The sequence below is a fragment of the Selenomonas sp. AE3005 genome (assembly GCF_000686945.1).
Classification (GTDB): Bacteria; Bacillota; Negativicutes; order Selenomonadales; family Selenomonadaceae; genus Selenomonas_A.
Window position 1 is genome coordinate 41,863 of record NZ_JMME01000002.1, and the last position, 13,388, is coordinate 55,250.

Below are 13,388 nucleotides of genomic sequence, written 5' to 3' on the forward strand. Positions count from 1 at the left end.
TTTATGACAGACAGAAAATGCTGGAAATAGTCGAACAATTTTGCCGGAAAAACCGCATATTGCCGCCAGGGGCCAGGATACTGGTTGCTTGTTCCGGCGGGGCCGATTCTGTGGCCCTGCTGTATATCCTGTGGCGACTGCGCTCCCGGTACGGCTGGCAGGTGGCGGCCGCTCATTATGAGCATGGTATAAGGGGGCGGCAGTCGGAGGAAGATGCGGCCTTTGTCAGGGAGTTATGTGCCCGGTGGCAGATACCCTGTTTTGTGGAGAACGGTGACGTACCGGCCTTTGCACGTGAACAGGGGTATAGTCTGGAACAGGCGGCCCGGATAAAGCGCTATGAGTTTTTGCAGCGTATCTGCAAGGAGCAGGGGCTGGAAGTTATAGCCCTGGGACATCATGCTGATGACCAGGCGGAAACAGTGCTGATGCGTATCCTGCGCGGAACGGGGATAACAGGACTGGCGGCTATGCGGCCGGTCAGCGGCCAGCTGGTGCGTCCGTTACTGGGCGTTACCAAGGAGCAAATTCTGAGCTTTTGCCAGCAGGAGGGGCTGCCCTTCCGGCTGGACGCCACAAATTTTGTGGCTGATTGTACCCGTAACCGGCTCCGGCTGGAGCTCATTCCCCTGCTAAGGCAGGGATATAATCCGGAAGTGGAACGGGGGCTTTGTCAGCTGGCAGCCGTGGCGGCTGAGGCCGATGATTTTATCAGCGGTGAAGTGGCGCGCCTTTGGGCCGACAGCAGTATTGTACGTCCTCATGATTATGCCCTGCGGCAGGAGGCGCTGCAGAATCTGCACCCGGCACTGGTGCGCGGCATTATTCGCCGTTGGTGGGAGCAGGTCACAGGCAGCAGCCTTGACCTCAGTTATCGGCAGACGGAACTTTTGCGTGACTTATTGCAGGCTGGCACTACCGGCAGTCAGCAGGAACTAAGTCACGGGTATGTGGCGCGTTTGCAGTATGGTTTTTTACTGCTGCAGCGGGGTGCGGCTGAGCCGGCTGTGGCAAGGCCTGTGCTGCCGCTGCTTTGCCCCGGCAGTGCTGAGGTGGGCGGTTATACTGTTCATGCCCGATGGGTAGAGCCTGAGGCTGTTAATAAAAGCACAGGGCCGGGAGAATTATATCTGGCCCCGGAGGTTTTCTCCGGGCAGCTCGTATGGCGTTCCCGTATGCCCGGGGACTTTATGGAACTGCCACAGGGGCATAAAAAACTTAAGAAACTGCTCATTGACGACAAAGTGCCGCAGCACGAGCGCGACAACCTGCTGTTACTGGCAGCAGGTAAGGAAGTAGTATGGGTGGTTGGCCGGCGGCGCAGTGCAAAATGTCTGCCGGATGATTATGCTTATAAAGAAAGCCAAAAAATATTATACATAAAGCTAGAGAAGAGAGGATTTTATCATGTTACATGAAGATATCGAAAAAGTAGTGTTTACCGAGGAACAGATTCAGACCCGTATTGCTGAATTGGCCAAAGAAATCACTAACGACTACAAAGACGCCAAGGAAGATATTTACTGTGTAGGCATTTTAAAGGGTGCTGTGATGTTTTACACGGACCTGCTCCGCAAGCTGGAACTGCCGGTACGCATGGATTTCATGATTGCCTCCAGCTATGGTAATGGTACTTCCACCACGGGTTCGGTAAAGATTTTGAAGGATTTGGACTACGATATAGAAGGAAAACATCTTATCGTTATCGAAGATATTATTGATACGGGGACGACGATGAATTACCTTTCCAAGTATTTCAAGGAGCGCAAACCCAAGTCGGTAAAGCTCTGCTCCCTGTTGTCTAAGCCGTCGCGCCGTTTGGTTGATGTGAACATCGACTACTGTGGGTTCACGGTTCCTGATGAGTTCCTGGTAGGTTATGGTCTTGACTATGCCGAGATTTATCGTAACCTGCCTTATATCGGCGTACTTAAACCTGAAATTTACGCCTGATAACAGATAAAATCCTGAGGGGGGAACCTCTCGGAAGGAGGGCAATGGATTGAATAAGTTTCTACGCAATGTAGGTTTTTACTTGTTGATAATATTGGTGGCCATTTCCATAATTGACTACTTTTCGACAAGGAACACAACAAAGCAGGAAGTGGGGTATACGCAGTTCCTGCAGCAGGTGGATGAAGGCAAAGTAGCTAAGGTTGTCCTCATTCAAAACACCATTCGCGGTACGTTGTCCGATGGTACGGAGTTTACGACCATCACCCCGGACAATCCCAACCGTGACCCGAAACTCTTTGACAAGTTGTCGGCTAAAGGTGTGGAGATAAATGCGGAAAATCCGCCGGAACCGCCCTGGTGGTCGACGATGTTCTCGTCCCTGTTGCCGATTCTCCTGCTGGTGGGTGTATGGTTCTTCATCATGCAGCAGACACAGGGCGGCGGCGGCCGGGTAATGTCCTTTGGCAAGAGCCGGGCCCGTATGAGCGGTGCTGACAAAATCAAGGTCAACTTTAAGGACGTGGCTGGTGCTGATGAGGCCAAGCAGGAACTCGAGGAAGTTGTAGAATTCCTGAAACATCCGAAGAAGTACAATGACCTGGGGGCACGTATTCCGAAAGGTGTACTGCTCTTTGGCCCTCCGGGTACAGGTAAAACCCTGTTGGCCCGTGCTGTGGCCGGTGAGGCCGGTGTACCGTTCTTCTCCATTTCTGGTTCGGACTTTGTGGAGATGTTTGTCGGTGTCGGTGCCTCCCGTGTGCGTGACCTGTTCGACCAGGCCAAGAAAAATGCTCCCTGTATTGTCTTTATCGATGAAATTGACGCCGTGGGTCGCCAGCGTGGTGCTGGTGTAGGCGGCGGTCATGATGAACGCGAACAGACGCTTAACCAGCTGCTTGTTGAGATGGACGGCTTTGCGGCTAATGAAGGTATTATCATCATCGCCGCTACCAACCGCCCTGATATCCTTGACCCGGCGCTCCTGCGTCCCGGCCGTTTTGACCGTCAGATTGTGGTTGACAAACCGGATGTACGCGGCCGTCTGGCCATTCTTAAGGTTCATACCTCCGGCAAGCCGGTGGATGAAAAGGCTGACCTGGATATCCTGGCACGCAGAACGCCGGGCTTTACCGGTGCTGACCTCAGCAATCTGGTCAACGAGGCTGCCCTGCTGGCTGCCCGTCGTGACAAGAAAAAGATTTACATGCAGGAACTGGAAGAGGCCATTGAACGTGTTATGGCCGGCCCTGAGCGTAAGTCTCATATCATGAATGATGAAGAAAAACGCCTGACGGCTTACCACGAAGGTGGTCATACGCTCGTGGGCATGATGCTTAAGCATGCTGACCCGGTACATAAGGTTACGATTATTCCGCGTGGCCGCGCCGGCGGTTATACGCTGATGCTGCCCAAGGAAGACCGTAATTACGCTACCAAGTCAGAACTGCTTGATAAGCTGAAAGTGGCTATGGGCGGCCGCGTGGCTGAAGAAATCGTCCTTAAGGAAATCAGCACGGGGGCCTCGCAGGATATTCAGCAGGCAACGCGCATGGTCCGCGGCATGATTATGCAGTACGGCATGAGCGATGTGCTGGGCCCCGTAGCTTATGGTGAAAGCCAGAACCATCAGGTGTTCCTTGGACGTGACTTCCATCAGGAACGCAACTACTCCGAAGAAGTGGCCAGCGAAATCGATAAGGAAGTCCGCAAGTATCTGGAGGCTGCCTACGAGGCCTGCCGTCAGATTATCACTGACAACCGGGATAAGCTGGAGCTTATCGCTCAGGCGCTGATGGAACGTGAAACCCTCACGGCCAAGCAGTTGGAAGAGTTGCTGGAAACGGGTAAAATTGCCGATGATGAAAATCAGGAACCGCCGAAAGACGACAACGACGGTCCGAAAGACGGCGATCCGGCCCTGATTCCTCCCACGACTTTGACGCAGCAGGCACAGAATGATGCTTTGGATGCTGAGGCAGCCAAGGAAAAAGAAACCGTGCCCGTAGGCGGAGTAGCGGAAAATTCACGTGAACCTAAGTTCAATGTGACGCATTACGATAAGTAAACATATTTAATAAGTGGCTTTAACAGGCCACTTATTTTTTTTGTCTGTTCGTATACAATATAACAAACATGCTAAGGCGTTTGTATGCGGTACGGGAACTTAAATATTACTGGTGATAATTGTCACGTCGTATAAAATAATATATAATTATGGATGTATAAATAATAAGCAATAAACATTGGAGGTAGAGTTTATGTTACTTGCTGGAGGATTGATTGTGGTCCTTACCTTTGCGCTGATTATCAAGAAGATTGAGGCGCGTCTGGTCCTGTTCCTGGCCGGTGTCATCATGTGTCTGATTGGCGGCCTGCCGGGAGATATCATGAAGGCCTTTATGAAGGCCATGACCAACAACTCTTTGGTACCGACAATTTGTACGGTAATGGGTTTTTCCTATGTCATGAAACTGACGGAATGTGACCAGCACCTGGTGCAGTCAATTTCCGGCGTGTTGAAAAAAGGCCGTATGGTTTTAATTCCCTTGTCTTTCTTTTTGACCTGGTGGATTAGTCTGGCCATTCCGTCTGCTGCTGGCTGCTCGGCTGCCGTAGGCAGTATTCTGATTCCGACACTGATTGCCGCCGGTGTCCATCCAGCTATGGCGGCAGCAACGGTACTGGCTGGTACCTGGGGCAGTGCCATCAGCCCGGGCAATGCGCACAATCCCTTTGTGGCTGACCTGGCTGGTACGGATATGATGACGGTAATCATCAATGAAACGCCGGCCTCGGTTATCGCCTCGGTAGCCTGTGTCGTGGTAATGACCATTTATGCCGTTTTATTCAAGGAAGGGGCGTCGGAAGAACGCCGCGAGGCATATCTGGCTAATATCGCAAACGAACAGCATCACGATATGCATAACTTCACGGTAAACCCGTTGAAGGCCATTGTACCGCTCGTGCCGCTGGTGCTGCTGATTCTTGGTTCCAAGCAGGTAGCTGTCCTGCCGGAAATGAGCGTGGCGCTCTCTATGATTATCGGTGTTGTTTTGGGGTTCCTGGTTACCTGGTCTAACGCGCAGGAAGTCTGCAGGAATTTCTTTGATGGTATGGGCAGTGCTTATGCCAACGTTATCGGCCTGATTGTCTGTGCCAGCGTGTTCACCACGGGTATGGCAGCTGTAGGCCTTACCGGTGCCCTGACGGAAGTGATGAAGGGTTCACAGTCGGCCGCAGCGGCTGCCGGTACTTTTGGTCCGTTCTTTATCGCTGTGATTTCCGGTTCCGGCGATGCCGCAGCCTTTGCCTTTAATGGCGCAGTAACGCCCTTTGCTGAACAGTTTGGTCTGTCCATTATGGATTTGGGTTCCCTGGCGCAGATTGCCGGAGCCATGGGTCGTTCCATGTCGCCGGTGGCTGGTGCAGCTATTATCTGTGCCGGCCTGGCCAAGGTCAACCCCATGGAAGTGTCCAAGCGCAATGCTTTGCCCTGTCTGGCAGCCGCATTGGTATTGATGTTGTTCCTATAAGATTTTTATGATGAAAGGAAGTCTTGAACAATGATTGATGAAAAACGCGTATTGGCAGAATTTCTGGAGCTGGTACAGATTCGCTGCTCCACACATGATGAACGCGAAGTCGCAGATTTGCTGACCAAGCGGCTGCAAGCCCTGGGAGGAACCGTTCACGAGGATAACGCCGGGGAAAAACTCGGCGGCAATACCGGAAATCTGGTAGCTGATTTTGCCGGCACAGTGGACGCGCCTACGGTTATGCTGACGGCGCACATGGACTGCGTGGAACCCTGCGGCGGTGTAAAGCCCATTGTCAAGGACGGTATCATTCGTTCCGATGGGACTACCATTTTGGGCGGTGATGATAAAGCCGGTGTAGTGGCTATTTTAGAAACCCTGCGTCAGCTGAAGGAAAAGAATATTCCGCATGGCCCCCTGCAGGTGGTGTTCACTGTAGCTGAGGAAAACGGCGTACACGGCTCGCAAAATCTGGATAAGAGTCTGCTGCATGCAGATTTCGGCTTTACGCTCGATACGCATAATCATCCCGGTCATGTTACGTTCATGGCTCCCGGCAAGAATCAGATAAAGATTCATATTGAGGGCAAGGCCAGTCATGCCGGTGTAGCGCCGGAGGCCGGTATCAACGCCATCTGTGCGGCCGGGCTGCTCATTGCTGATGCACCGCAGGGACGTATTGACGAAGAAACCACCTGTAATCTGGGGAAAATCTGTGGCGGTTCGGCCACTAATGTGGTAGCAGAGAGCTGTGATGTATTCTATGAAAGCCGCAGCCGTGATAAGGCCAAGCTGGATAAGATTACGCAGGAAATCTGTGACCATTTCACCAAGGGGGCTGAGAAAACGGGCTGCAAGATTACGGCAGAGGTCAGCCCGGACTATGGGCCGTATCTGCTCTCTAAGGAATCCCCGGCTATTCAGACAGCTATCAAAGCTGCTGAAAAATTGGGGCTGCCCGTGGAACTCGAAGAGTCCGGCGGCGGCTCAGATGCCAACCATTTCAATACCTATGGCGTGCCTACGGTTGTGCTGGCCGTCGGCATGGAAAAAGCCCATACGAAAGAGGAATACATTGAGGAAAAAGACCTGTATGATTCCGCACGCTGGGCATTGGCTATCGTGCAGGAAACGGCTGCCGGGAAGTAAGCAGGAAAACTTAAAGGGATTGCTCGCACAGTTATAATGAGTCCGTTGACGCTTTTGGGTGTCAACGGGCTTTTTGCAATATCTATGTAATTGTATGCTGAGCAGCGTGTTTATTTACCGGCAAAAGGATTTTCGCCGCCGGCACCGAACATTAAAATATGATGAATGTATGTAGATTAAGAGGAGTTTTTGTTATGTGGAAAAAGAAGATTGCAGCGGCGGTTTTGAGTTTGAGTCTGGTTTTGCCGCTGCCGGCGTATGCCTCTGTACAAAAAGATGGTGTGCATATCACAATCATGCATACCAACGATATGCATGCCCGGGTAAAAAGTACTGATGATGAGGGCAAGACAATTGGACTGGACTGGATTGCCGGGGCTATATGGCAGCAAAAAGCAGCTGATGAGGACACCCTGGCCTTAGATGCCGGCGATACCTTACACGGGGTTACGCTCGTGAATGTAAGCCAGGGCAGCAATATGGCTATGTTTATGAATCTGGCCGGTTATGATGCCATGACACCGGGTAATCATGATTTTAGCTATGGCACCAGACGGCTGCTGGAACTGGCTAAAATGCTTAATTTCCCCCTGCTCAGTGCCAACATTTTGGATAAGGAACAGAAACAGTATATTTTTCTCCCGTATAAGAGTTTTGCGTACAACGGCGTGAAGGTGGCTGTCGTGGGGCTGACTACGCCGGAAGTGCCAATAAAGACAAATCCATTAAATGTGACGGACCTTGTCTTTGCTGACCCGGTGGCTGCCGCCAAAGACTTAGTGCCCAAATTACGTGCTACCCATGATGTGGTAATCGGCCTTATGCACATGGGCCTGGATAAAAGTTCGGCGGTAACTTCGGAGTCGGTTGCCAAAGCTGTGCCGGGGTTTGACATTATAATTGACGGCCATAGTCATACAACTCTGCCTCATGGTAAGAAAGTAGGGAAAACGCTTATATGTCAGACTGGTCATTATGGCCATAATCTGGGCAAGGTAGAGCTGGTAGTAAAAGACCATAAACTGCGTAAAGTCAAGGCCTCGCTGCTCGACCGCAAAGCTGTGGAAAAAGCTGCCAAGACGCCTGATGAAGGTGTGGCGGCTGCGATACAGGAAATTGACACGCAGGTGAATAATGAGCTGGGTGTAGTCGTGGCCGAATCTCCTCGGGGACTCACCGCTCAGAAGGAAATCGTGCGTACGCAGGAATCTGAACTGGGCAATCTCCTGGCCGATGCTCTGCGTAATGTGACCGGCGCTGATATTGGCATGGTAAACGGCGGCAGTATAAGGGCCGGCCTGCCGCAGGGCAGTATCACCAAGTCAGCTGTGCTGAATATCTTACCGTTCAACAACCGGGCAATAAAGCTGGAAGTTACCGGGGCTGAAGTAAAAGCTGTTTTGGAGCATTCCGTGGAGCATTTGCCGGACGCTTTCGGCGGTTTCTTAAATGTCAGTGGCCTGATTTTCGACTTGCACGAAAAAGCAGCAGTTGGTCAGCGCGTCAGCAATGTGCTGGTCAATGGCGAACCCTTGGACAACAGCAAAAAATATACGCTGGCGCTTAATGACTTCACGGCCGCCGGCGGTGATGGATACGATATGCTGAAAGGTGCCCAAATTGCAGGCGATTATGGCAGCCTGGAAAATATTTTTATCGAATATCTGCAGCATAATGGTCTGGAGGGGATAGAGACAGGCCGCATTAACGTGGTGAAATAAGTAGGGAGTGTCGGCTATGGTTGTATGTGACTTTTGTCCGCATCACTGCCAGCTGGCGGAAGGACAGACAGGCTTTTGCCGGACCAGGCGCAATGACGGGGGGACGCTGGTCAGCCTAAACTATGGGCAGGTGACGTCCCTGGCCCTTGACCCTGTCGAAAAAAAGCCCCTGTATCATTTTTTCCCCGGCAGTTATATTTTGTCTGTGGGCAGTTTTGGCTGTAATATGCGCTGCCCCTTCTGCCAAAATTATACTATCTCTCAGCATGGCGCCGAAGAAGTGCAGGGGTATCTGGCGCCGGAAAAGCTGGTGGAACTGGCAGTTAAGTATCAAAAGCAGGGGAGTATCGGTGTGGCGTTCACTTATAATGAACCTCTGCTCAGCTATGAGTATATTATGGATACAGCGCCGCTCTTACGGGCGGCCGGCCAAAAGGTGGTACTGGTCAGCAATGGTCAGATTAGTGCCCGGCCCTGGAAAAATTTACTTACCTGGGTCGATGCTGTTAATATTGACCTGAAGGCTTTTGCATCAGACGTATACACATGGATGGGCGGCGACCTGGAAACAGCCAAACAGACTATTGCCATGGCTGTGGCTGCAGGTGTACATACCGAGGTGACAACACTGGTGATTCCCGGGAAAAACGATGACCGGGAAATATTTACGGCAGAGGTACAGTGGCTGGCAGGACTCAGCCCTGAGATTCCGCTGCACCTGTCACGTTATTTTCCGCGGTATAAATGGACAGCGGCAAGCACGCCCCGGCAAACACTTATAGATTTACAGGCCATTGCCATACAGCATTTGCACCATGTGTATTTAGGAAATGTATAGCCAGGCAAGGAGGATTTTTGTAATACAGGAAAAACTACCCTGGCACCGGATATTTGAGGCAGAATTTTTCTGGTAAAAAAATCATGCAGAAAACTTAAGAACGTGTTATACTAAAAAGGCTTTTCCAGGGGAAAAGCCTTTTACTATTGGTAAATTAAAAAGGAGATATGGAAATTGAAGTTCTGGCAAAAGTTTTCTGCGGTTTTTGTAGTGCTGTGTATGCTGACCATACATTTGCCGGTAGCAGCCGGTGAGGGCGGCGAGCCAGAGGTAACTGCTGAGGCAGCCATTATAATAGAGAGCACCACCGGACGGGTGATATGGGAAAAAAATGCTGATGCGCATTTGTACCCGGCCAGTATGACCAAAATGATGACAGGGATTCTGGCCCTGGAAAAAATGGATATGAAGTCTGCGGTTACCTATTCGCAGTACGCGGCATATACTGAGTCCAGTCCCTTGGGGGCCCGGCCAGGTGAGTCGCTGGTGGCCAAGGATTTGGTGACCGGCCTGCTGCTCGAATCGGATAACGGTGCCGCCATTGCCCTGGCCGAGAAAATGGCCGGTGATGTAACGAGCTTTGCGGCGGAGATGAACAGCAAAGCCCAGCAGCTGGGTATGCATGATACTAACTTTGTCAATCCCAACGGCCTGACCGATAAAGATCATTATTCCACGGCCCGTGATATGGCAAAGCTGGCCAGATATGTGATGAAAAACAATGACTTCCGCAAGATTGTCGGCACCTCTGCCCGTGACATTTACTGGCGCAATCCGGTGGGAAAAATGTACAGGGCTGAGAATACCAACAAACTGTTGGGCAAGTATGACGGCATAACAGGTATTAAAACCGGCTGGACAAGGGCTGCCGGCGGCTGTCTGGCCGTGTCAGCCAAGCGTGACGGCGTGGAGCTTATCGTGGTGCTGATGAAAGCTGATACGCCCGATGACAGATTCACGGACGGGGCTAAACTGCTGGATTATGGATTTGAACACGTGAAGATGGCCAAAGGGCCGGCCAAGGAAAAGGTACGCCATAAGGTATGGGTAAAAGGCGGCGAACAGGCTACTGCCTATGTATATCCGTCCCAGGATATTGATTATCCCTTGATTAACGGTGAAGATACAGGCAAGTACACCCTGACCTACGATGTGCCCAACGTAGTGGATGCACCCCTGCAGGCAGGCGAGCCGGTAGGACAGCTTGTTCTGCGCTATGACGGCCAGGCTGTTGAAGAAGTGCCTATGATATCGGATAAAGTGCCGGGCGGCTTTAGCGTCGGCTCCTGGCTGGTAGGTGTCTTTGAAGGCGTATTAAAACATATATAAGAAAAAGCATTCCAAGTCTTTACTGAACCTGGAATGCTTTTTTAGTGTCAGTTGGCAGCCACGGCTTTGGCGGGGCTGTCCTTTTTCGTAATCATAATTTTATCGATACGGGCACCGTCCATATCCACAACTTCAAAGGTCAAATCCTGCCAGTCAATTCTTTCACCGGCTTTGGGAATATAACCGAAATAGGAAGTGAGGAATCCGCCCATGGTCTGATAGTGATCGTGGTCCTCGTCCGGCAGCTCATCAATGGAGAATCGGGCTTTAAAGTCGTCAATGTCATAGAGGCCGTCCACCAGCCAGCTGTTTTCGTCCCGGGCGGTAAGCTGGGCGGTATCTTCCTCGTGGGGCGTGAATGACTCACCGACGATTTCCTGCAGAATATCGTCCATGGTCAAAAAGCCGATAACGCCGCCGTATTCGTCAAGCACCATGGCCTCGTGAATCCCCGTAGTGCGGAATTGTTTCAGCACCCGGAAAGTTTCCATGGAGCGGGGGATAAAGAGGGGCTTACGTATGAACTGGGATAAATCCTGTACTTCATGGGCCAACGTGGCATTGAGTAAATCCTTGGCGTAGAGCACGCCGCAGAAATCGTCCAGACTGTCCCGGCCCACCGGGAAAATATCCTGCGGTGTTTCCCGAATCAGGCGCATATTTTCCCACAGGGAGTCTGATAAATCCAGCCATAACATCTGCGTCCGGGGTGTCATCAGGGCATAAGCTGTTTGGTCGCTGAGATGGAAAATCCTGTCAACCATGGCTTGCTCTGTTTTTTCAAAAGTGCCATCTTCTGTGCCCTGCTCGATGAGGTCCTTGACTTCGTCCTCGGTGACAGTATCAGCAGCATAGGGATTGATACCGAAGATGAGCAGAATGACATTGGCGGAGCCGGACAGCAGGGAGATAAAAGGTCTGGTCAGCCGGGCCAGGGCCTTTATTATGCCATGATAGCGCATGAGAATCTTTTCTGGATTATGTACGGCTGTTTTTTTGGGAATGAATTCTCCGAGCAGCAGGGAGAGGTAAGTAACGAGCAGGATACTGATAACCATGGATACAGGGACAGCCTGTGGCATGTCCTGCAACAACCCGGCCAATAACGGTGCCAGCAGCACACCCGTGCATACGCCTGTGAGAATACTGCTGAGGGTAATGCCGCTCTGGGCAAGCGTCAGGATTCTGTCGCTTTGCTCCAATAGTGCCAAAGCGCCTGCCGCGTCCTTATGACCATCTTCGGCCATCTTTTCCAGTTTACTGCGATGACTTTCGCCCAAAGCCGTTTCCACCAACGAGAAAAAGCCGCTGGTAATCAGAAAGGCGATTAGTAAAATAAGTAATAAACCCACGTCAGAACTATCCAACGAAAAGTCACATCCTTTTTTAAAATAGTTTAATTAGTTCCATTCTACTATATTAAAGAAGAAAAAACAATTGCCTGGATGGGAGGGTACTGCAAAGCAGGATGACTTGTCAATTGCCTATACGCTATGGGCAGCAGGCAGGAGGTTCATGATGTTTGTCGAACTTGTAAGGAAATAGATAAATCAAGCATAAGTAAACGGAGGTCACTATATGAATGGGGCGGGGATTGGCCAGACCGTAAGGACTATCAGCATTTTGAAATATCGACAGCCATAACGGAAATTCTATATCCGAATAATAAATAAAGTTGTCCGCGCATTCGGATAGTGGAGCCATAAAAACGTGAAGGGGGAGTATAGTTATGCAAAGAAAGATTTTACCAGTTGGCCTGATAGGTCTGCTGCTGATGGCAGTGCTGATGCTGCCTGTGATACGTGCGGAGGCTGGGCATCTTGAGGATATTTCTGCCAGAGGTGTGATTCGGATTGGTACCACCGGAGATTACATTCCCATGTCATACTTAAACCCGCAAACCGGAGAATACGAAGGAATTGATGCTGAGCTGTCACAGCTTATTGCCGATTCCCTGGGGGTAAAAATCCAGTATGTGCCAACTACATGGCCGACGCTTGCCGCTGATATGCAGGCCGGGAAATTTGACATTGCCCTTTGCGGCATTTCGCGCAATTATAACCGGGCAAGAACCATGGCTATGTCGGATGCCTATGGGGAAGGACTTTTTGGCAAGACCATACTCTGCCGTGCCAAGGATGCAAAACGTTTCCAAAGCCTGGCAGATATTGACAGACCGGAAGTGCGTGTGATGATAAATCCGGGCGGTACAAATGAAAAGTTTGCCCGGGCAAATCTCAAACAAGCTAAGATTATCGTCTATAATGACAATGCGGATATCCCTCGTCAAATTGCAGAGGGTAAGGCAGATATCATGATTACAGAAACGGTAGAGGCTGCTCACTATGTTCGCATGGACAAGCGGCTGGCCGCACCTCTAAAGGATAGTCCATTTACCCGTCATTCCTGTGGCATTCTGATGAAAAAAGGCGATCAGGAATGGCTGAATTACATCAATTTTGTACTGGCAGAACTGAAGATGGACGGCACTCTGGGGAAATTGGAAAAAAAGTATCTGAAATAGAAATAAGCCGCTGAATTAACGAAATGTAGAGACCCCCATAAGTTAGATTTCTTTGTCTAACTTATGAACACGGCTCGCTAAGATATATTCTGCTGTGTCAGGGAAAACGCCTGCGTACTTGGAGACGCAGGCGTTCTGTCATGATTAGCCGTTGCAGGCAGGATGTTCACGATGTTTGTCGAATTTGTAAAGAAATAGATAAATTTAGCATATTCCTTTATAGAAGGGGCAGATGATATGGCAAGTGAGGTTGTACATAACCATGCACCAATCACTCGATGAACTTTGAGTTCAACAGACTGGGAGTGTGGGGACAAAAGGGGGGGAGGAGGCTC

At 50.7% G+C, this 13,388-nt stretch carries 11 protein-coding genes; 10 read left to right on the forward strand and 1 reads right to left on the reverse strand.

Going from position 1 to position 13,388, the window contains the following annotated elements; genetic code table 11:
• Positions 1 to 17 precede the first annotated feature (17 nt).
• The 8 genes from tilS to DL94_RS0102570 all read left to right on the forward strand — a co-directional run bounded on the left by tilS (position 18) and on the right by DL94_RS0102570 (position 10,529).
• A complete protein-coding gene (gene tilS / locus DL94_RS0102535; protein ID WP_028128801.1) occupies positions 18 to 1,418 on the forward strand; it encodes a tRNA lysidine(34) synthetase TilS in 1,401 nt (466 codons plus the stop codon).
• Positions 1,408 to 1,953 (forward strand): hypoxanthine phosphoribosyltransferase, encoded by a 546-nt coding sequence (hpt, locus tag DL94_RS0102540; protein WP_028128802.1) that lies wholly within the window; start codon positions 1,408 to 1,410, stop codon positions 1,951 to 1,953. The genes tilS and hpt overlap by 11 nt, the downstream gene beginning before the upstream one ends.
• A 49-nt stretch (positions 1,954 to 2,002) precedes the next feature.
• Entirely contained in the window at positions 2,003 to 4,021 is a 2,019-nt protein-coding gene (ftsH, locus tag DL94_RS0102545) for an ATP-dependent zinc metalloprotease FtsH (protein ID WP_028128803.1), read from the forward strand.
• A gap of 193 nt (positions 4,022 to 4,214) precedes the next feature.
• A complete protein-coding gene (gene dcuC / locus DL94_RS0102550; protein WP_028128804.1) occupies positions 4,215 to 5,489 on the forward strand; it encodes a C4-dicarboxylate transporter DcuC in 1,275 nt (424 codons plus the stop codon).
• A gap of 30 nt (positions 5,490 to 5,519) precedes the next feature.
• Entirely contained in the window at positions 5,520 to 6,641 is a 1,122-nt protein-coding gene (locus DL94_RS0102555) for a M20/M25/M40 family metallo-hydrolase (RefSeq protein ID WP_028128805.1), read from the forward strand.
• 194 nt (positions 6,642 to 6,835) lie between these two features.
• Entirely contained in the window at positions 6,836 to 8,362 is a 1,527-nt protein-coding gene (locus DL94_RS13960; RefSeq protein ID WP_051586258.1) for a bifunctional metallophosphatase/5'-nucleotidase, read from the forward strand.
• Between the two features lie 16 nt (positions 8,363 to 8,378).
• Complete coding sequence (gene amrS / locus DL94_RS0102565) at positions 8,379 to 9,200, forward strand: AmmeMemoRadiSam system radical SAM enzyme (protein ID WP_037371202.1); 822 nt, start codon at positions 8,379 to 8,381, stop codon at positions 9,198 to 9,200.
• Between the two features lie 174 nt (positions 9,201 to 9,374).
• Complete coding sequence (locus DL94_RS0102570; protein ID WP_028128807.1) at positions 9,375 to 10,529, forward strand: D-alanyl-D-alanine carboxypeptidase family protein; 1,155 nt, start codon at positions 9,375 to 9,377, stop codon at positions 10,527 to 10,529.
• 47 nt (positions 10,530 to 10,576) lie between these two features.
• Here DL94_RS0102570 and DL94_RS0102575 read toward each other — a convergent pair whose 3' ends face one another.
• Complete coding sequence (locus DL94_RS0102575; protein WP_028128808.1) at positions 10,577 to 11,896, reverse strand: hemolysin family protein; 1,320 nt, start codon at positions 11,894 to 11,896, stop codon at positions 10,577 to 10,579.
• Positions 11,897 to 12,022: 126 nt separating this feature from the next.
• Here DL94_RS0102575 and DL94_RS16565 point away from each other — a divergent pair, with 126 nt between their 5' ends.
• The gene (locus DL94_RS16565; RefSeq protein WP_072023086.1) at positions 12,023 to 12,202 is read left to right on the forward strand and encodes a M15 family metallopeptidase; all 180 of its coding nucleotides are present in this window, start codon (positions 12,023 to 12,025) and stop codon (positions 12,200 to 12,202) included.
• Positions 12,203 to 12,258: 56 nt separating this feature from the next.
• Positions 12,259 to 13,053, forward strand: a complete 795-nt coding sequence (locus tag DL94_RS0102580) for a transporter substrate-binding domain-containing protein (RefSeq protein ID WP_028128809.1) — start codon at positions 12,259 to 12,261, stop codon at positions 13,051 to 13,053.
• Positions 13,054 to 13,388: the final 335 nt, after the last annotated feature.

Bases quoted from the DNA above. Each gene is read 5' to 3' on its own strand.
- tilS (WP_028128801.1), top strand. From the start codon at position 18: ATGCTGGAAATAGTCGAACAATTTTGCCGGAAAAACCGCATATTGCCG.
- hpt (WP_028128802.1), top strand. From the start codon at position 1,408: ATGTTACATGAAGATATCGAAAAAGTAGTGTTTACCGAGGAACAGATT.
- dcuC (WP_028128804.1), top strand. From the start codon at position 4,215: ATGTTACTTGCTGGAGGATTGATTGTGGTCCTTACCTTTGCGCTGATT.
- DL94_RS0102555 (WP_028128805.1), top strand. From the start codon at position 5,520: ATGATTGATGAAAAACGCGTATTGGCAGAATTTCTGGAGCTGGTACAG.
- DL94_RS13960 (WP_051586258.1), top strand. From the start codon at position 6,836: ATGTGGAAAAAGAAGATTGCAGCGGCGGTTTTGAGTTTGAGTCTGGTT.
- amrS (WP_037371202.1), top strand. From the start codon at position 8,379: ATGGTTGTATGTGACTTTTGTCCGCATCACTGCCAGCTGGCGGAAGGA.
- DL94_RS16565 (WP_072023086.1), top strand. From the start codon at position 12,023: ATGGGCAGCAGGCAGGAGGTTCATGATGTTTGTCGAACTTGTAAGGAA.
- DL94_RS0102580 (WP_028128809.1), top strand. From the start codon at position 12,259: ATGCAAAGAAAGATTTTACCAGTTGGCCTGATAGGTCTGCTGCTGATG.